Annotated in this window: 14 protein-coding genes and 2 riboswitches; of the genes, 4 read left to right on the top strand and 10 right to left on the bottom strand. The window is 38.1% G+C overall.

The genetic code is table 11. The features are described from left to right. Positions 1-8: 8 nt before the first annotated feature. The 7 genes from MN204_RS00320 to MN204_RS00350 all read right to left on the bottom strand — a co-directional run bounded on the left by MN204_RS00320 (position 9) and on the right by MN204_RS00350 (position 8,563). Positions 9-2,528: a DUF4430 domain-containing protein gene (locus MN204_RS00320; protein ID WP_249869079.1), complete on the bottom strand. Its 2,520-nt coding sequence runs from the start codon at positions 2,526-2,528 to the stop codon at positions 9-11. A 145-nt stretch (positions 2,529-2,673) separates the two neighbouring features. Further along, positions 2,674-2,857: riboswitch (cobalamin riboswitch) on the bottom strand. A gap of 240 nt (positions 2,858-3,097) precedes the next feature. Next, positions 3,098-3,253, bottom strand: a complete 156-nt coding sequence (locus MN204_RS00325) for a hypothetical protein (RefSeq protein ID WP_249869629.1) — start codon at positions 3,251-3,253, stop codon at positions 3,098-3,100. Positions 3,254-3,451: 198 nt separating this feature from the next. Further along, on the bottom strand, positions 3,452-4,114 hold the full coding sequence (locus tag MN204_RS00330) for a methionine ABC transporter permease (protein WP_249869606.1): 663 nt from the start codon (positions 4,112-4,114) through the stop codon (positions 3,452-3,454). Next, positions 4,114-5,166 carry a methionine ABC transporter ATP-binding protein gene (locus MN204_RS00335; RefSeq protein ID WP_249869080.1) on the bottom strand — a complete coding sequence of 351 codons (1,053 nt, stop codon included), beginning with the start codon at positions 5,164-5,166 and terminating at the stop codon, positions 4,114-4,116. The genes MN204_RS00330 and MN204_RS00335 overlap by 1 nt, the downstream gene beginning before the upstream one ends. A 13-nt stretch (positions 5,167-5,179) precedes the next feature. Continuing rightward, the gene (locus tag MN204_RS00340) at positions 5,180-5,992 is read right to left on the bottom strand and encodes a MetQ/NlpA family ABC transporter substrate-binding protein (RefSeq protein WP_249869081.1); all 813 of its coding nucleotides are present in this window, start codon (positions 5,990-5,992) and stop codon (positions 5,180-5,182) included. 24 nt (positions 5,993-6,016) lie between these two features. Beyond that, on the bottom strand, positions 6,017-7,360 hold the full coding sequence (locus tag MN204_RS00345; protein ID WP_249869082.1) for an LLM class flavin-dependent oxidoreductase: 1,344 nt from the start codon (positions 7,358-7,360) through the stop codon (positions 6,017-6,019). A 12-nt stretch (positions 7,361-7,372) separates the two neighbouring features. Next, the gene (locus MN204_RS00350; protein WP_249869083.1) at positions 7,373-8,563 is read right to left on the bottom strand and encodes an acyl-CoA dehydrogenase family protein; all 1,191 of its coding nucleotides are present in this window, start codon (positions 8,561-8,563) and stop codon (positions 7,373-7,375) included. 210 nt (positions 8,564-8,773) lie between these two features. Beyond that, positions 8,774-8,877, bottom strand: a riboswitch (SAM riboswitch). Positions 8,878-9,128: 251 nt separating this feature from the next. On the opposite strand from MN204_RS00350, the gene MN204_RS00355 reads away from it, so the two are divergent. Further along, the gene (locus MN204_RS00355) at positions 9,129-10,289 is read left to right on the top strand and encodes a CapA family protein (RefSeq protein ID WP_249869084.1); all 1,161 of its coding nucleotides are present in this window, start codon (positions 9,129-9,131) and stop codon (positions 10,287-10,289) included. A 243-nt stretch (positions 10,290-10,532) separates the two neighbouring features. Next, positions 10,533-10,973, top strand: coding sequence for a universal stress protein (locus MN204_RS00360; RefSeq protein ID WP_249869085.1), 441 nt, complete (start codon positions 10,533-10,535; stop codon positions 10,971-10,973). Positions 10,974-11,014: 41 nt separating this feature from the next. Here the strand turns inward: MN204_RS00360 and MN204_RS00365 are convergent, their stop codons facing one another. The 3 genes from MN204_RS00365 to MN204_RS00375 form a co-directional block, all read right to left on the bottom strand. Then, positions 11,015-11,530, bottom strand: coding sequence for a DUF2798 domain-containing protein (locus tag MN204_RS00365; protein WP_249869086.1), 516 nt, complete (start codon positions 11,528-11,530; stop codon positions 11,015-11,017). Positions 11,531-11,704: 174 nt separating this feature from the next. After that, positions 11,705-12,268, bottom strand: coding sequence for a TetR/AcrR family transcriptional regulator (locus tag MN204_RS00370; protein ID WP_249869087.1), 564 nt, complete (start codon positions 12,266-12,268; stop codon positions 11,705-11,707). 828 nt (positions 12,269-13,096) lie between these two features. Next, positions 13,097-14,047, bottom strand: a complete 951-nt coding sequence (locus tag MN204_RS00375; RefSeq protein ID WP_249869088.1) for an LCP family glycopolymer transferase — start codon at positions 14,045-14,047, stop codon at positions 13,097-13,099. 518 nt (positions 14,048-14,565) lie between these two features. Here MN204_RS00375 and MN204_RS00380 point away from each other — a divergent pair. Then, entirely contained in the window at positions 14,566-17,886 is a 3,321-nt protein-coding gene (locus tag MN204_RS00380) for a trifunctional glycoside hydrolase family 18/polysaccharide deacetylase/glycosyltransferase family 2 protein (protein ID WP_249869089.1), read from the top strand. 801 nt (positions 17,887-18,687) lie between these two features. Further along, positions 18,688-18,888, top strand: a complete 201-nt coding sequence (locus tag MN204_RS00385; RefSeq protein WP_249869090.1) for a cold-shock protein — start codon at positions 18,688-18,690, stop codon at positions 18,886-18,888. Positions 18,889-18,942 lie beyond the last annotated feature (54 nt).

The following is an 18,942-nucleotide window of genomic DNA, read 5'->3' on the forward strand; positions in this document are numbered from 1 at the left end:
AAGAAAACTTACTCCATCACTTTTCTTCTGTACATAATATACAGTGCAATACCAGCTGCAGTTAGAATTAGACCGAATGCTAATAGATTGAACATATCTGTAGCTGTATTCGGTAAAGCTTTGCCTTCAGCGTTCGTACTTGTTGACGTTGGTGAGGTTTTGTTTGTTCCAGTTAGTTGTTCATCTTTATCTTCTTCTAGATTGACAGGATCTGGTTTAACTTCCCCATCATATTCAAATACACCAAACGTACTAAAATGGGTTGTTGTAAATGTAACAAAGCCTGTATTCGAGTCATAGTTACTATCTAAATTCACTTCCCATTGCTCTGTTTCTTCATTGTAATAGAAAGTTTTAACAAGATTTGGATCAATATCCTTCACTTTATCTTCATCTACTGCTAATTCAATTGTAATTGGACTATCGAACGCAGAAACAATTTTTCCATCAACTTTTAATAAAAAGTCATATACAGCTCCTAGAGCACCATCTGCTTCTTGTTCAACTAAGACTAGTTCAATTGTTTCTCCATGCTCACGTAATTGTTTCAATACATCAACTGGAATTGTAACGATTGTATTTCCATTATCAATGACAAGTGGTTTGTTTTCCTGAATTAGATAGTCGATAACTTCACTATCTACTGATACTTCAAACTTGGATTGCTGCGTACCGTTTTCTGGTGTCACGATGACGGCATGGTCCTGTTCATAGTTGTTTAAATTTTCTTTTGTAACGTTAACTTTATTCAATTCTTTTATAGGGTCATTCGTATCATCGGGCTTCTCTTTGTCCTTGTTTTCGTCCTTATCTTGATCTAAATTTTCATCTTTACTGTCGTCTGTTTCATCAGATTGATCTTTATTATGGAAATTAAACACTGTTCCAGTTCCATTCTTGAATTTATCATATGCAACTAGAGCTAGGGCACCTTGATTAATCGCGAACACACTTGAAGATGTGTCATCGATTAAATGTTTAAAACTGCCATCCTCCCTTTGATAATCAAGGAGATGCTCTAATAAATTTCCTTCTGATTTTGTAAAGGCATCACTTGTTGCGTCGATTCCAACAGCAGATAATCCTACAATGACCATAGCGGCAGACTCGGCGGAATACCCACCATTGAACACCTCGTCATATCCACCTTTTTCACCTTGTCGTGTGGACATTGCAGCTACTGCACGATCGATTGCGCCTTTAACTTCGGCTTGATCTTTATATGGACTTAAAGCTAATAGTGCCATACCAGTAATATCTGGACTTGGATTATCACCAAAAAATGACCAGCCACCAGCAGGTAATTCTAATTCGAGGATTTCATTTATTAATCTCGTTCTATCTTCTTGTGGAAGTTGATAGTCTCCACTGTTAATAGCTATCAAACTATAAACAAGTCGATTACTTGTATTCATATCTTTCTCGAGTAATACATTTATTAAATTGATTCCATTAACGTCTGTTGCATTATATCCTGCAGAAGTTAAAATGATGATGTCTTTAGCAACATCTGTGGCATATCCACTATTTTCAATATAATCTTTTGCAATGGATGCAGCTATATCATCAGCCAATTGACTTGAAATACTTACATCAGCAGAATGAAGTGCTGAAAATCCATACCAATCCAGTTGACTTGGATTTGCTACTAAATAATCGAGAACGTTGATTAATGCTTTTTCATAGTCTGTATCTACATCATTATTTTTTTCAATGGTATTAGTTTCTTCGTCACCATTTTTTTCATTACTCGTTGGCTCTTCTGTTTCATCTTTCTCTTCAACAATTGGTTCCTCAGGAGCACACCAATCATCTACTACAAGCTCGAGTACATCACCTTCTTGGATTGTATGACCGAGTAACCCTACAATCATCATTTCACCATTCATAGAAGTTGACCAGAATTCACAGCCTCTTTCTAATGGTTCCCCTAAATAATTCAAAAAGGTTAAGTATTCGGAATCAACTGTAACACCAACACGGACACCTTGATCGGCAGCTGCTTTGAGTAATGCATCATAAGCAGTTGTGTGCTCTGGCATAGAGACAACTTTCTCCTCTATAACTACTTCACCATTAGCATCCATTGCAGAGACAGTAACAGCAATTTCTGACGGATTCCCCTCAATAGTTGTAAGTACAAATTGTATATTATCTCCGTTAGAAACTTCGGTAGAACTAGCACCCATACTTTGGAATTCACCGTTTACATAAAATGACCAGAAATTCTGTCCAAATTCTTCTTGAGTTCCATTGATTCCTGTTATGAACTCTCCCATATCACCGTAAGAATCTGATTCCAGCTTTCCATCAGCTTTTTCTAACACGTCAAAGGCAGTATCTCCATCCGAAATCTCTACCGCTACCGGATTTAAAACTTGCGTACCATCTTCTTCAATCGCTGAGACAGTAACAGCATTATCTAAACTTGCTGCATTTACCGATTGTAGTCCAAACAACCCAGCTTGAGAGAATAATAGAATTGCGGCCATAACGACCATAAGTAACTTTTTACTACTTCGAACCATTCCCTCACCTCCAAAAATTGTATTTTTCGCAATAAAAAAACATCTCTACTAAAAAGAGATGTACAATGAAATACGAGCTATGTATCATAAATAACTATGACAAATAACTACTGTAAGCCACACCCCCTATCCTCGTAGGTTTATAAATTGGCGGTAAAAATAGGCAGGTCTCCTGGCTCATGATCATTGTTTTCTAACGCCTTCCCATTTTGAAATAAAACAGTGGCTTAATTACAAGAAAACTCACATTTACAGTGGCGGGACCGCGTTGGATTTGCACCAACTTCCCTTTTAATGATAAAAAATCATCCTATTTTTTCGCATATTTAGTTAGATTGAAAATAAGGAAATTATTCCGAATTGTTAATATGTAATAACTATAGTTTAAGTATAGCCATTTAAAATATTTTTGTCTACAGTAGGAAGCATGGGGACGGTTCCTCCCCTTTAAACTTAAGCATTATATCTAGAAATTTAGAATAATTTTATGTATAATGGATATAGATAAAGAGAGAAGTGTTGCAACACTTCTCTCTGCAACCTCTACCGTCAGGGTGGTGGTTGTCAAACTAGTTTTTAGTCTTTCGAGAACCACCCTTTTGCTTCCTACGGCGCGGGGTGGTTTTCTTTTGATCAAATACGTTTTTACGAAAGATATATGCCGCACTTTCACGAACAATACCCTTCGTTATTTCACGTATGATTTCAAGAAATGTTTCCATCATTATCACCTCCTTTCCTCTAAAAGGAAAGAAGAGCGACAACCAACCACCCTCACAATTTCAGTTGCTACTTCATTTTAACATGTTCTTATAGCATTATAATCCACTATTCTTCGACATAAAGTGACAAAATTCGAGAAGTAACAGGCACCCAAAACAGACGAAGCGCCTCTTCTTGCGTCCTTGTAACGATACTTTCTTTTACACTGTTTTCTTTAGCTTTTTCGCACCATAATTTCCAAGAGATTGGATGATTTGGACTAGAACTATTAAGATGATTACCGTACCGAACATTACTGGTAAATCCCATTGTTGATAGCCATATCGGAGAGCAAGATCACCAAGACCTCCAGCTCCGATGACACCTGCCATTGCTGTAGCGCCAATTAAACCAATCAGGGCGATTGTCATACATAGTAAAATTCCTGACCGCGCTTCTCTAAGAATGATACGACTAACGATTTGGATTCGTGATGCCCCCATTCCTCGATATGCTTCAATAATTCCGTAGTCCACTTCAAGTAAAGCCGTTTCGACAAGCCTTCCAATAAATGGAGCAATATAAACGATAAGCGGGACAATCGCTCCTCTAATCCCGATCGATGTACCTACAATCAATTCTGTAAATGGAATGATGGCTAGCATTAAAATAATAAATGGAAGCGATCGAATAATATTAACGATCGTATTCAGTATTTGAAATAACCATTTATTTGGAGCAAGATGACCTGCTCTTGTTATAACAAGCAATACTCCTAAAGGAACCCCAATGATAGTTGCTATTACGAGTGAAATGCCCACCATTAAAATGGTTTCATATAAAGATGTGGTAAATAACGGGAGTAGTTCATCAAACCTTTCCATCATTGTGCCAATACCTCCTCATAATGCTTTTTTAACTCCAAGCGTACATCCACATGGTATACCTCTTCCTTTAAATAAGATATGGCCTGTTTTAAGTTAGCATCCTCACCTGAAATATGGACCAGCAAAATACCTAACGGGGTACCTTTTAAATACGTAATGGATCCATGTACAATGTTGGTTATGACAGAAAATCTAGATGAAATCACGTTTAGAACAGGATCTAAGGCTGAATCACCACGGAAAGCTAAACGTAAAATATAGGAATGGCCAGCTTCGCCTAATCTCACCACCATATCTTCCGTGATGGTATCATCATATAAATTTCTTAAGAAAATCTTTGTTGTCGCTTCTAAAGGATTACTAAAAACATCAAGCACGGTTCCTTGCTCAATTACCTCCCCATTTTCCATAACTGCTACACGATCACATGTTTTTTTGATGACATCCATTTCATGGGTGATTAGAACAATTGTTAAACCTAACTTTTTATTAATATCTAATAACAATTCTAAAATCGAATCTGTCGTTTGCGGATCTAAAGCAGATGTTGCTTCATCACATAATAAGATTTCGGGATCCATTGCTAAAGCACGAGCAATGCCGACACGTTGCTTTTGTCCACCAGATAAATTAGCTGGATATTGATTTGCTTTATCCTCTAACCCAACAAGCAAAAGCAATTCTTCCACTTTTCGTTGTATTTCGTTTTTCGGAACGTGATTCATACGCAGAATTTCCGCCACATTATCGAACACATTCCGAGAAGATAAAAGATTAAATTGCTGAAAAATGATGCCAATCTTTTTTCTTACGTTTCGCAATTCCTTTTCATTTAAGGTCAAGAGATTCTTCTCATCAATCTTTACTTCTCCACTTGTTGGTTTTTCAAGAAGATTGATCATACGCAATAACGTACTTTTACCTGCGCCGCTAAAACCAATGACTCCAAAAATCTCTCCTTTTGAAACTTGAATATTTACATCTTTCAATGCTTCTACTTGCGTTTTTCCAATGCTAAACGTCTTATTAATATTTTTTAACTCAATCATTTACGTCCGCCCCCTAATCTAATTGAAAAGGATCATCCGTGACTATAATGACGTCCTTGTATCTGTCTTCGATAAACTCCCGAACTGCATCGGAATGATACAGTTCCGTGATTCGTTTATAATCGGCATTATCTTTATCCGCTTCCTTAGCTGCTACCACCATGGGGAATTCCGTTCCGGTTTCTAAATAGATAGCTTCTTCCACTGGTCTCAGACCTTGATCAAAAGCATGTGTACTAGCCACAATTCCAGCATCAATGCTACCTAGTGTTCTTAGCATTAACGGGCCCTCTATTTCGGTGAACTTGAAGTTTCTTGGATTTTCATCAATATCATTCAACGTTAAAAGTCCATCTTTAGGTTTTACTGTGATTAACCCTGCTTCTTCATAAAGAAGTAGCGATCGGCCTGTATTAACAGGATCATTTAGTATTCCTAATGTCGCTCCATCAGGAATTTCATCAACACGGTTATACTTCTCAGAATAGATACCTATCGTACTGTTATATGTTGACCCTATTGCTACAAGAGGGGCATTACGATCATCCACATATTGACCTAAAAATTGTTTTGTTTGGAACATATTTAGGTCTAACTCTTCACTATTTAGAGCACGATTTGGCGTTATATAATCATTAAATTTTATAACTTCTAAATCAATTCCTTCTTTTTTAGCTTCCTCTTGTACGATATTCGTAATTTCCTCTGGCGGCCCTCCTGTTACCCCAATTTTAATCGTCTCATTTCCCGAAGCCCCAGAGCTTGCACATGCGGTAAATAGTATGAAAAAAGATAACGTAAAGATCGTTAATAGGATTTTGTTCATTGTTCTTCTCCCTTTCTTAATAGATTAGTTATGTGAAGCATTTGTCTTTAATTTTGCTTTGGGATATTCCAACCCGAGATGATCCCTGAGTGTTGTTCCTTCATAATCTGTTCTAAAAAGTCCTCGATTTTGTAATTCAGGAGTTACATGATCCACAAAGTCCGCAACCCCGCCAGGTAAATAAGGAATTTTCACATTGAAACCATCACATGCCTCATTAAGAAACCATTCACTTAATTTATCTGCCACTTGGTCTCCCGATCCGACAACAAATAAATGGCCTTGCCCTCTAGCAAATAAACGACCCAATTGTCTAATGGTTAAGTTTTCCTTTTCAGAGAGCTCGGATAATATTTTGAATCTACCTTTTTCCCCATTATATTGAGCTAAAGCTGGCACTTCAGGAAGCAGGGAGTCAGGTGAATGATCGATTAAATCGATACCAAGATATCTTGATAACATCCCAATTCCTAATTCCGGTAATATTAGTTCTTGAAAGTGTTCCAGCTTTTCTTCTGCCTCTTTTTGCGTTTGGCCTACAAACGGCACTACACCAGGCATAATTTTAAATTGATTTGGGTCCCTTCCATAGCTTCTTACCTTTTGCTTCATCTCTTTATAAACAGCTTTTCCTTCTTCAACGGTTGAAGAGGCGATGGTAAAAAATACATCCGCCACTTTAGCCGCAAACTCTTGCCCTCTTGGGGAAGCACCAGCAGATATAAGTACTGGATTTCCTTGAGGCGACCGAGGAATATTTAAAGGTCCTCGTACGTTATAATAGTTTCCTTGAAAATGGATAGGATTGATCTTACTGCCATCCAAAAACTTCCCATTATCCCGATCAAACAATAGTGTTTCATCTTCCCAGCTATCCCAAAGTTGCTTTGTAACTTGAACAAATTCTTCACATTTTTCGTACCGTAATGAATGATTCAAATGATGTGTTTCTCCATAATTTTGCGCTTCATTATCATGGGCAGAGGTAACAATATTCCAAGCTGCGCGGCCCCCACTTAAATGATCCTGAGTTGAAAACTCCCTTGCTACATTGTAGGGGTGATGATACGTGGTCGATAAGGTAGATGCCAATCCAATTTTAGTTGTCACCGCAGAAAGTGATGCCATTACCGTAGGACCTTCCAACCTTACTTGTGGTGTATATTCGATATCCTCCTCGTTATGTGCAAGAACATCTGCGATAAAAAGCATATCGAATTTCCCTTTTTCCGATAGTTCCGCGATTTCTTTATACAAACTCAAGTTAAGTACTTCTTCTGTTTTCGTTTCTGGGTAGCGCCAAGCTGCAAGATGATGTCCCAAGTACGTTGTGAAAAAAGAGCCTAAATGCATTTGTTTTTTACTCATTGAAATCTCCTCCTATGAATGAACGGATTGTTTCTTTCGATAGTCTTCGAATGCACTTGTAGCAATTTGATTAATAACCATATCCGGATGTGGCGGATTATAGAGTCCACATTGTACATCTCTAAAATACCTTTCTAATGGGAGTTCTTTAGATAAAGCATTACCACCTGCAATATTCATGGCTAACTTAACGATTTCTAACGCGTTATTGCATACCGTATATTTTGCAATCGAAACTTCATTGAATAATTTATTTCTTAAATCTAACCGGCTATCCCACTTCTCCGCTAGGGAATAAAGATAATTACGTGCAACACTTAAATGAATATCAATTTCACCAATTTTCTGTTTCACATGTGCTGCCTCTGAAATCACATTTCCTAGACTTGGCGAAAATTTATTTTCGGCATAATTAATAATAAAATCCCTTGCAGCAGAAGCAACACCAAGATAGATAGCTGGAATTTGTAATGTATAGGCACTACTATTACCTGAGAACCGATTCTCTTTTTCCGAATAGGAAAGAAGTGCGTGGCCTGGCACATGAACATTGTTCAACCCTACATCATGGCTACCAGTACTCCGCATTCCTAGTGCGTCCCACGTAGGAATAACACTTACAGATTCATCTTTCTCTATTAAAAATTCAGCTACTTTGTCTTCTTCTTCAATGTAAGCTAGAACCGTAAAATGTTCTAAGATTGGTGACAATGTAGCGAATGATTTTCTACCACTAATAACATATCCACCATCTGTTTTCGTAGCGATTGTTGTTGGCTTACTGCCTCTAACAATATTTCCTGCATTACTTTCAGTGGCAAAAACATTCAACAAGCTTCCTCGTTGTACAGCATCTTGGCACAACTTCTGAAAGATTTCCTCATTCCAAGGACGGTAATCTCTGAGACTAAAAAATGTCATCAAATGCCACCCGACAGCTAAAGCTGTTGAACCTGATCCTTTAGCTAATTGTTCCTGAACCAATAAAATTTCATATAGCGAGAGCTCATCGCCACCATATTCTTTGGGTATGGTTAACTTAAAATATCCTTCCTTTTCCAAAAGCTCAAAATGCTCAAAAGGAAAATCACCCGATTCATCGTACTTGGCAGCAGTTAATTGAATTTCACTAGAAAGTTTTTTTGCATAGTGTACGAGCTTTTCATCTTTAGAATTTCGAATATAATGATCTTGTTCATGCATTGAAAAAACCTCATTTCTGTATTTTTTTGTTCATTACATCCACTTATTTTCTTTTCTAGATCAATTAGATAATCATCGAAAAAAATATAAAAACTCCTGTTGATTTTCAATCGCCACTTATAACAAGTTTCCCTATAAAATTACTCTGTTTAAATCCATAAAAAACCCCCTTCAATAAATAAGAAGAGGGTTAAAAGGATTTTTTATCTCTTCTTATCTTTCAAGCCTAAGCTTGCTGGAATTGGCATAGTACTAGTAAATAGCCTACTGCCGAGGTATCAATGGGCCAGTCCCTCCACCTCTCTGGATAAGAAAAATTTCAAATTAAATTGTTGAACTAAACTTTAGAGCATTTATTATTTAATGTCAAGTGAATTTTTAGAATCTTTAATATTAGCTGACTTTATAGGAGCTGGTGCCGCGTCCTTTTTCCCATCTGCTTCCCTTTCCCTTCCCCGGTTTTTGTAAGTAATTGTCGTACGATTATCTATAAAAACGCATTTTAATTTTGTTATAATTCATACAATGCAAAATAAAATGATAACTATAAAATGGAGTTGATAAGATGTCTTTACGATCTATTCCTTTTTTACTTTGCTTTTCCGTTCTTTTCTCTCACCAACCGTATCAACATCCATTTATCGAAAAGGTACAGAAAGTTATTATACCCGACATGCTTAATGGAGATTATTTAAAGACTGTAGATTTTTCAGCAATTGTTGATAAAGTAACTAACTATGAAAATACGGTAACGATCAGTGCAGCGGGTGATGTCACGATTGGCAGTGATGATAGCTTTGGATATCATGGGACATTCCATCATGAAGTGGACGTTTCTGGCCTTGAGCACTTCGGGAAAAATATTGCCCCCATCTTTCATGACGACGACTTGACAATTGTTAATCTAGAAACCACATTAACTTCCAGCCATCATAAAGCTGAGAAAACATTTCGGTTTGCGGGAAAACCTTCCTATACCGAAATTTTAAATTTATCGGGTATAGAAGCGGTAAATCTCGCTAACAATCACACGTATGATTATCTGGAAAAAGGCTACGAGGATACGATTATGAATCTCGGTACATATCATATTGATTCGTTCGGGTATGACAGGTTTTTGTTGAAAGAAATAAATGGCATAACCATTGGTGCTTTTGGATATAACGGGTGGAATGATACAAATGAAGTACGTCAGCAAATTGAAGGTGATATCGCCTCTCTTAAAGAACAAGGTGCACAAATCGTCATTGCTAACTTTCATTGGGGAGAGGAGCGGCATTATCATCCAAATGCTACACAGCAATCTCTCGGTAGGTTCACCATTGATGCTGGCGCAGATTTAGTGCTTGGTCACCATCCACACGTAGTACAAGGAATTGAGGAATATCAATCAAAATATATTGTCTATAGTCTTGGAAACTTTATGTTTGGCGGAAACCGAAATCCGGATGACAAGGATACATTTATTTTCCAGCAAACTTTCCATTTTGCCTCTGATGAGCTAACGGATACGAAGGATATAAGGATTATCCCAACAAGTATTTCTTCCGTTACAGAACGAAATAACTACCAACCGACTCCATTGGAAGGAATGGAAGCTGAACGTGTGCTGAATAAAATCTTAACGCTAAGTAATGATATTCCCGAGAATGAATTTGCTTATCAAGAACCTAGTGTAGACGAAAGTAATGCTGTACTTTCCAGTGTCGGTTCGTTTGTTAGATAGAAGGCTTTTTTCGCCATGATGAAAGTCATTTTTACAGCTTTCCTTTTAACTTTGAGCTTAATAATCAAATCTGTTATAAACTACTTTTTTATAGATGTAATGTAACAGCCTACAGTATAAAACTCCGTCTATACTATTAGAAATATTCTGGTCCAAGGTTCCTATCCCCTTGGACCATTGCTAGTAATTAATGTTATATTATCTTTAATCATGCATTACATGATTAAAGGGGATTTCGACAAAATGACAGTTCATTATAAAAGTATTTTAGTAGCTGTAGATGGTTCTAAAGAGGCGGAATATGCGTTTCGTAAATCACTTGATGTTGCATATGAACATCAAGGATCACAATTAAACATCGTTAACATTATTGATACGCGCTTCTTGGGACCTCTTGATAAAGAACTTGCTGTAGAAGTCAAAGAAAAATCTCGACAAACATTAGATCGATATAAAGCACGCGCGGCAGCTTTTCGTGTTGAAAATGTGAATATCATTATCGAATATGGTTCACCTAGAATAATGATTCCAAATGAGATTGCTACATTAGTAGATGCAGACTTAATTATTTGTGGTGCTACAGGGCGCACGCAAGTAGAGCGCTACTTGATAGGTTCGGTATCTCAAGCAATCGTCCGTTCAGCCAAATGCGATGTTTTAGTCATCCGTACGCCAGCTTCATAATAAAAAGCGCTCAGACTTTTTTAAAGACTGAGCGCTTTTTATTAGATAATTTGTGTATTCGTTTGAACTGCGGCTTTTCTATCTTGCGCTGCGTGCATTTTAACCATGACGAAACGCGCAAATGGCTGGATCACTACACTCTCCAAAAATAGAGCAATAACAAAGTTACGAGGCCAGATTTGGATAAAGTGAGCAAAAATATCTTTTGTGAAGCCATTTCCAAGGATATCTCCAATAATTGTCATGGTAAATGACATCCCTAATACGGTAAAAATAGTACGGAACATAATGCGAGCAGCAAAACCGTCTGTTTGCGAAATAAATTTTGATGATAAAAATTCGGCAAAGCGACCGATTGCTAGTGGTTCAATAATCATAACGATAACCCAAATAATCGGTAACAAGATTAACATGTTCATTGCAACATCTTTATTAAATTCTCCAGCTGCAAGGATGATGTTGATCGATCCCATCATTAGTACGGATAATGTTACAATAATTGCGCCGAATATCGCGCCCTCTTTGCCGTTTTTTGGTAGTCTGTTGTCTTGATGCATAGTTTGTTTTTTTCCTTTCAAAATCAAATAGTTGATACCAACGCTAAATACATAAGCAAATACAGTGATGAATAAGCAAATAATAAATCACGCTTTGGTATGAATAAACGTCAGGCATATCAAACAAAGATGCAATCAGTCTAACAAACGCACGTAATAACGGATCTGTCTTATTTATTTGTTCACTTTTAAAATACTCGGTAATAATGTGGCAATTGTTTTCAATGGGGTTGCGGATTTTTGAGTTATACAAAGCATAATGGCACCCTCAATCGAAGTGGTCAACAACATTGCGATAGCAGAAGCTGATTCATTTGAATAGCCTTCTGTCATAAGTTTCTCATGATAAATTGCCTGCATGTTTTCATATAGAGCACTACAAGCAATGCGGACCGGCTCACTCATCGTGGCCATTTCACTGACAATGCTGCTAAATGTATAACCGATAATGGTGCCGTTTTTTTCAAAGTTACCAATTAACTTATCGATCATGGAAAGGATGGCGTCCTCTGTAGATAAGTGCCTACTAAAAATAGCTTCGATGTCTGTTGTAATGTCTTCATTTAAACCGTGTAAACAAGTAATCAATAATTCTTCTTTTCCATTTGGAAAATGATGATAAAGCGCTCCTTTTGTAACATTACAAGCTTTTAAAATCTCGTTAAGTCCAACATTTTTATAACCCTTTTGTTGAAAAAGAGTTGTAGCAGTATCAATTAATAGCGATTTTGTATCCATATTCGATGTATTTCTCCTAACATACCAACGGGTCTGTTTTGTAGTATAACAGACTTTTGCCGAAATTATAGTTATTAGTTTTTTCAAATTTCAGGAGGACAGGGTGTAATGAGCTAAATACTTTTATTTGATTGATTTTAGTGGGGTTTTGCTTTTTATGATGAAGGTCATTTCTATGGCTTTTTGTGATTGCTTTGGTCTTCTTAGTCTTAATGAAGATCATTTCTACGGCATTTTCTTCGCGCTTTGATCTTCATTGCACGGTTGAAGTTCATTTCAACAGCTTTCCTGCTCGCTTTGATCTTCATCACCCTGATGAAGATCATTTCAACAGCTTTTTTTCTTACTTTGATCTTCATAGCCTTGATGAAGATCATTTCTACGGCTTTTTCTGCGCTCTTTGATCTTCATCACCTTGATGAAGGTCATTTCCACAGCTTTCCCTGCTCGCTTTGATCTTCATCACCATAATGAAGGTCATTTCAACAACTTTTCCTGCTCGCTTTGATCTTCATCGCCTTGATGAAGGTCATTTCTACGGCTTTCCCCAATCGCTTTGATCTTCATCGCCATCATGAAAATCATTTCAACAGCTTCACCTGCTCGCTTTGATCTTCATCGCCATCATGAAGATCATTTCCACAGCTTCACCTGTTCTCTTTGATCTTCATCACCATAATGAAGTTCATTTCAACAGCTTTTCCTACTCGCTTTGACCTTCATAGCCTTGATGAAGTTCATTTCAACAGCTTTTCCTGCTCGCTTTGATCTTCATCGCCATAATGAAGATCATTTCCACAATTTCACCTGCTCACGTTAATCTTCATCTTATTCAACCGCAGCATCCTGAATATTCAAGTGCTTCTTCAGCACCTCTGACTGCTTTGCCCGCTCTTCCTCTGGCACTATATAATAAAAGACATCCTCTTCTTCCCTGCCGCTTCCTTCCAATTGGATTTGATCGATATTATGCCTAGTTTGGGCATAGTTTGCTCGAATTTCCTTCATATTATCAAACGTTAAATTGGTTTTAACATTGTCGCCAATCACATCTAATATACTTCCATAGTTTGTGAGCGTTTCGATATGCACCGCTTCTTTGATAAAAGCCTGAATGATTTTACGCTGGCGTTCTTGTCGGCCCAAGTCTCCCTGTGGGTCTAGAGAGCGCATACGAGAATACTTGAGAGCCTCTTCACCGTCTAAATTAATTTCGCCGACAGGAAAGTCTGTCCCGTCATAGAAAAAGTCCAACGTGTTTTTGACCGTCACACCACCAACAGCATCTACAAGATCTTTAAATCCTTCCATATCAACTTCCACATAGTAGTCAATCGGGACATCCAGGAAGTTTTCAATCGTTTTAATAGTGATGTCAACCCCTCCATATGTATACGAATGGTTAATCTTATCCTTTGTTTCTTTACCGATCATTTCCGTGTAAGTATCACGGGGTACACTTAACATTTTAATTGATTCGTCTTCTGGATTTGCCGTTAATAGAATTAATGAATCCGGGCGCCCACGGTCTCCTTCTCGCTCGTCTACTCCAAGCAACAAAATCGAGATAGGATCCCCCTCTGATAAGTTAATCACACGCTGTTCTGCCTCTGTACGTTGCAGTGGTTCATGCGTTTTTTTGAGTGTTTCGGTAACAGAGTTATATACGGAAAATCCATAAGCTCCTGCACCTAAAATAAGAATGAAAATGATTCCAAGTGTAATTTTAAGGCCTAGATTCCTTTTTTTTCGCGATGGAGATGTGCTTTTCCTTTTCATTCGGACACTTCCTTTGCAGTGATTTCATTTCATTTTAGCATCTAAAAAAAAAGAAGGGTATTAGACAAAATGCCCAGAGAATCGACAACATGTCGGTTTTTCCTACAATCGGTATATTTGGCCTGGTTAGTAGGAACCCCCCTTTGTTACCAATACATTTCTTCCAGATTAAGATTTATTAAAACTAGATAAAGAATCATTAATATATTAAAAAATCGGATGTAATTACACCGGATTTTCCTTCGTTAAACGATAAAAAGCGCATCTCAAAGTGAAAAAAGGGCTAGAAAACACGCCTTTTAGGTAATTATGCCGGGGCGGAACCCTTGGAAGCTGGATAGAATAGCATATTGTTTCCGTTAAACTCTCTTGTTACACTTTAGTGGGAAAGATTGGCAGAACCTTCCTTCCAATCTGAAAAACGACATAAGTTGTGAAAAATGCACAAAGAATCTATTCCATAAAAAAAAGTCGATTTTTGTAGGTTGTAAAAATAATAATATGAGGTAGATAACAACATGAAAAAAGGAATCTTACGCAATGGAAGTAAAAAAACACATTTGCACTCTGAAACCAATCAAAATGATTTTGTTTTTAAAAGTGAATCTGGTAAACGATGGAATCTTTTAATTCTTTTATCTGTTACGCTAGCTGTTCTATTTGCACTGGTCATCGGTTTTTTAGGTTTAGGTCTTTATGCTAACCCGCAGCTTCCTAGCCTGGAAGCAAAAGAAACGGATGAATTTGCACACATCAGTCCATCGCAAACAATGACTTCCAATCAGGATGAATTCGCAACCACCGCTACGGATGAGAAATTTCTCCAGCAAGGTGTTGCCTATCGGGATGATGTTTACGCGTTCTATGTGAATTGGGACAGCAACAGTGAACAATCGCTTCGGGAAAATATTGATACGATCGATGTTTTGATACCGCAGTGGCTCAGTTTGAATTCTGAATTGGAGATTGAAAGTGATATTCAACCGGAAATCATAGAGCTCGCCAAAAAGAATGATGTGGAGATTACGCCATTAATTCACAACATAGAGAATGAAAAGTGGAATCAGGAGACCGTCCATAACCTTTTAAATTCTCCTGAAGAACAAGCGAACTTCATTCAAAAACTATATGAACTCATCAAACAGCATGATTTTGATGGGATTAATATTGACTTTGAGAATCTAAACAAGAACGACCGGGATTTATTGACTGCGTTTATGAAGGAACTGTACACGACTTTTCATAGTGATGGTCTCTCCGTTTCCATGGCTGTACCGGCTGCACATGAAGCATTTGATTACGAAAAATTAGAAAAATATGTGGATCAGATGATGGTGATGGCATACGATGAAAATGTGGACAATCCTGGCACCATTGCTTCTTCCACATGGTTTAAAGAGATTCTCTCCAAATTACCCAAAGAAAAGCTAATTGTTGCGATTGGGAATTATGGATATGACTGGGAATGGGAAAGCCATGAACCGGGAGAACCTGTATCCTTTGATGATGTCACGAGACTTGCCGAAAAAGCGAACCTGGACATTCAATGGGATGATATGAGCCAAACACCATATCTTAAATACATGGAGGACAATAAACTACATGAAATATGGTTCCTGGACAGTGCAACCTTCTACAACCAATTGAAAATGTCTGCGGATGCCGGGGCACAGGGAATTGCACTCTGGAGACTCGGATCGGAGGACCCATCTATTTGGGATGTTCTTGAAGGGAAAAAATTAGAAGAATTGCTGACTGTCAAAAATGGAGGAAATATTTACAGCACAGGTGAAGGGAATATCTTCCGGGCGACAGAGAGTCGAAAAGAAGGAAAACGCAGCCTTCAGTTTGATGACGCTGGTTTTATTACGAGTGAAACGTATGTTACCAACCCAGTAGCGTCCGAGTTTGAGCGTTTAAGCCAGCCTGGGGATCAAGAGATTGTCCTGACTTTCGACGATGGGCCCGATCCCGAATATACGGAAAGCATTTTGGATATCCTGGATCAATACCAAGTCAATGCTTCGTTCTTTATAATTGGTAATAAGGCCATCAACAATCAGGATATTGTTGAACGGATTTATCGGGATGGCCATGAGATTGGCGTCCATACGTTTTCCCATCCTAAAACAAATGAAATGTCCGGTGAACGGCTAAAGCTTGAGCTTAATGCTTCTCAACGCGTCATTCAAGGAATTACTGGACAATCCACTTCACTGTATCGTTCTCCATATGGAGATGAAGAGGCTAAATATATGCCGTCCCATTTCCAAAGATTACAGGATGTGACCCAAATGGGGTATGTCACCGTCAATTATGATATCGATTCAAGAGACTGGGAGCTGCGTGATAGTGAGGCGATTACCCAGAATGTCTTGAACCAGGCATCCAGCGGCGATATTATTTTGCTACACGATGGTGGAGGAGATCGGCAGGCAACACTGGATGCACTGCCTGACATTATCGAACAGTTACAAAATGAGGGATATACATTTGTAACGGTCAGCGAGCTGATGGATCTAAATAAAAGCTCTGTCATGCCTCCTGTCGCAGATGCGGAAAATCCGATTATGCAGAGCTACAAAGTGATGCTGTTCAATATAGCAAACATTCAGGAAGGTATTTTCATTTTGCTTTTCAGTGTGATTTTCATTTTAATTCTGCGCTTATTGATTCTAGGAAGTTTAGCTTTCATACATAAAAAACGGGCCAGTCAACCGCCGGGATTGGGACATTCTACTCCGCCGTTTGTCAGTGTCATTATCCCGGCTTACAATGAAGAGGATGTCATAGACAGGACGATCGAATCGATTTTGAAAAGCAATTATCCAAACCTGGAAGTCATTGTGATTGATGATGGTTCCAAAGACGAGACATCTCGGGTTGTATCCCGTAAATACGATTCGAATGAAAAGGTATTTCTTTTCCATAAGAATAACGGTGGGAAAGCTTCCGCCATTAATCTCGGAATCAGGAAGGCAAAGGGAGATATTTTTATTGCGATTGATGCGGATACGATTGTTTCCCCTAATTCGATTTCGACGCTTATTCGGCACTTTTCGGACGAAAATATCGCGGCAGTATCCGGAAATGTGCGGGTTGGGAACAAGAAAAACCTGTTAACTTCCTGGCAGCATATTGAATATGTAACTGGATTTAACTTGGAGAAGCGCGCGTTTGCCACGCTTAACTGTGTCCCAGTTGTCCCGGGAGCTTTCGGAGCTTGGCGCAAACAGGTGGTTGAGGAGCTCGGTTATTTTTCCGATGATACGCTTGCAGAAGATACAGACTTGACATTAAAAATTATCCGCCATGGTCATAAAGTGGTAGTCGATGAACAGGCCTATGCCTATACAGAGGCACCGGCGACGATTAGAGATTTCTTAAAACAGCGGTTCCGGTGGACATTTGGAACATTACAATGTTTTTGGAAGCACAAGAAAGCGTTTGGGGGATTAAAGCATAAATCACTCGGATTCATCGCCCTCCCCAATATGCTGCTGTTTCAATTTATTATTCCTTTCTTTGCACCGCTTATCGATATATTGTTTGTTTTGGGAATCCTGACAGGTGCTCCCCAAAAGGCATTAGTCATTTTTGCCAGTTACTTGCTCGTCGATTTCCTTGTTTGCCTCGTTGCATTCAGGATGGAGAAGCTAAGCTTGAAACCGCTACTCTCCTTGATTCTGCAACGAATATTCTACCGCTACTTACTACTATGGGTAACGTGGAAATCCTTCTTTGCTGCATTGAAAGGCACTCGCGTTGGCTGGGGGAAATTAAAGCGGTCTGGTGATATGAGAGTGGAACCGGGATTGAAGGAGGAGCGGATTAGCTAGGTTTTTCTATGATCAAGTATTCGATAGGTTTGTTTATAATTGTTTCGCTACTTTACATCTAGTTAAGCTATGAAACGATAAATTAATTAACTTATACAGCTGCAACGATATGTTTCGTTGCAGCTGTATTTTTGTTGTTCTGTAGTAATAAACTCTACCTCGATGAAGGTCATTTCTATGGCTTTTTGTTCTTATTTTGACCTTCATTGCCTTGATGATGTTCATTTCTACGACTTTTTCTTCTTATTTTGATCTTCATGGCCTTGATGAAGGTCATTTTTATAGCTTTTCCTGCTTACTTTGATCTTCATGGCCTTGATGAAGGTCATTTTTATAGCTTTTCCTGCTTACTTTGATCTTCATGGCCTTGATGAAGGTCATTTCTATGGCTTTTCCTGCTTACTTTGACCTTCATTACCTTCATGAAGGTCATTTCTATAGCTATTCCTGCTCTCTTTGATCTTCATGGCCTTCATGAAGGTTATTTGCACAGCTTTTCCTGCTTACTTTGACCTTCATAATCTTGATGAAGTTCATTTCTTTAGCTTTTCCTTAGATTTTTGATCTCCATTACCTAATCTAGCAGGGATCTGACCACTACCTCGTACCCCTCTTTAAAAAGATTTTAATAAAAAGCTACACACTTTTCGATTATGTGTTATAATAAGATTAACTTATTGATGTTCGTTTTAGCAAAACAAGATATTTGTAATAACTTTCTAGTGATTATCATCGTCTTGAATTATTATCTTGAACCAACAAGTAATAAACGTGCTATAAAGCACATGGAGGAATTTTCTTATGAGTAACGGTACAGTAAAATGGTTTAACGCAGACAAAGGTTTCGGTTTTATCGAGGTTGAAGGTGGAGAAGATGTATTCGTACATTTCTCAGCAATTCAGGGCGACGGTTTCAAATCATTAGATGAAGGCCAAGCAGTTACATTTGAAATTGAAGAAGGTAACCGTGGACCACAAGCAGCAAACGTTGAAAAAGCATAATTAAACATGGAAAAGCTCTTCTCATATGAGAAGAGCTTTTTTACTTTTAGAAAG

Source organism: Oceanobacillus saliphilus (genome assembly GCF_023522835.1).
Lineage (GTDB): Bacteria > Bacillota > Bacilli > Bacillales > Amphibacillaceae > Oceanobacillus > Oceanobacillus saliphilus.

Excerpts from the sequence above, each read along its gene's own strand:
- MN204_RS00360 (WP_249869085.1), top strand. The coding sequence starts at position 10,533 with ATGACAGTTCATTATAAAAGTATTTTAGTAGCTGTAGATGGTTCTAAA.
- MN204_RS00380 (WP_249869089.1), top strand. The coding sequence starts at position 14,566 with ATGAAAAAAGGAATCTTACGCAATGGAAGTAAAAAAACACATTTGCAC.
- MN204_RS00340 (WP_249869081.1), bottom strand. The coding sequence starts at position 5,992 with ATGAACAAAATCCTATTAACGATCTTTACGTTATCTTTTTTCATACTA.
- MN204_RS00335 (WP_249869080.1), bottom strand. The coding sequence starts at position 5,166 with ATGATTGAGTTAAAAAATATTAATAAGACGTTTAGCATTGGAAAAACG.
- MN204_RS00370 (WP_249869087.1), bottom strand. The coding sequence starts at position 12,268 with ATGGATACAAAATCGCTATTAATTGATACTGCTACAACTCTTTTTCAA.
- MN204_RS00330 (WP_249869606.1), bottom strand. The coding sequence starts at position 4,114 with ATGGAAAGGTTTGATGAACTACTCCCGTTATTTACCACATCTTTATAT.
- MN204_RS00325 (WP_249869629.1), bottom strand. The coding sequence starts at position 3,253 with ATGATGGAAACATTTCTTGAAATCATACGTGAAATAACGAAGGGTATT.
- MN204_RS00365 (WP_249869086.1), bottom strand. The coding sequence starts at position 11,530 with ATGCATCAAGACAACAGACTACCAAAAAACGGCAAAGAGGGCGCGATA.
- MN204_RS00355 (WP_249869084.1), top strand. The coding sequence starts at position 9,129 with ATGTCTTTACGATCTATTCCTTTTTTACTTTGCTTTTCCGTTCTTTTC.
- MN204_RS00375 (WP_249869088.1), bottom strand. The coding sequence starts at position 14,047 with ATGAAAAGGAAAAGCACATCTCCATCGCGAAAAAAAAGGAATCTAGGC.
- MN204_RS00345 (WP_249869082.1), bottom strand. The coding sequence starts at position 7,360 with ATGAGTAAAAAACAAATGCATTTAGGCTCTTTTTTCACAACGTACTTG.
- MN204_RS00350 (WP_249869083.1), bottom strand. The coding sequence starts at position 8,563 with ATGCATGAACAAGATCATTATATTCGAAATTCTAAAGATGAAAAGCTC.
- MN204_RS00320 (WP_249869079.1), bottom strand. The coding sequence starts at position 2,528 with ATGGTTCGAAGTAGTAAAAAGTTACTTATGGTCGTTATGGCCGCAATT.
- MN204_RS00385 (WP_249869090.1), top strand. The coding sequence starts at position 18,688 with ATGAGTAACGGTACAGTAAAATGGTTTAACGCAGACAAAGGTTTCGGT.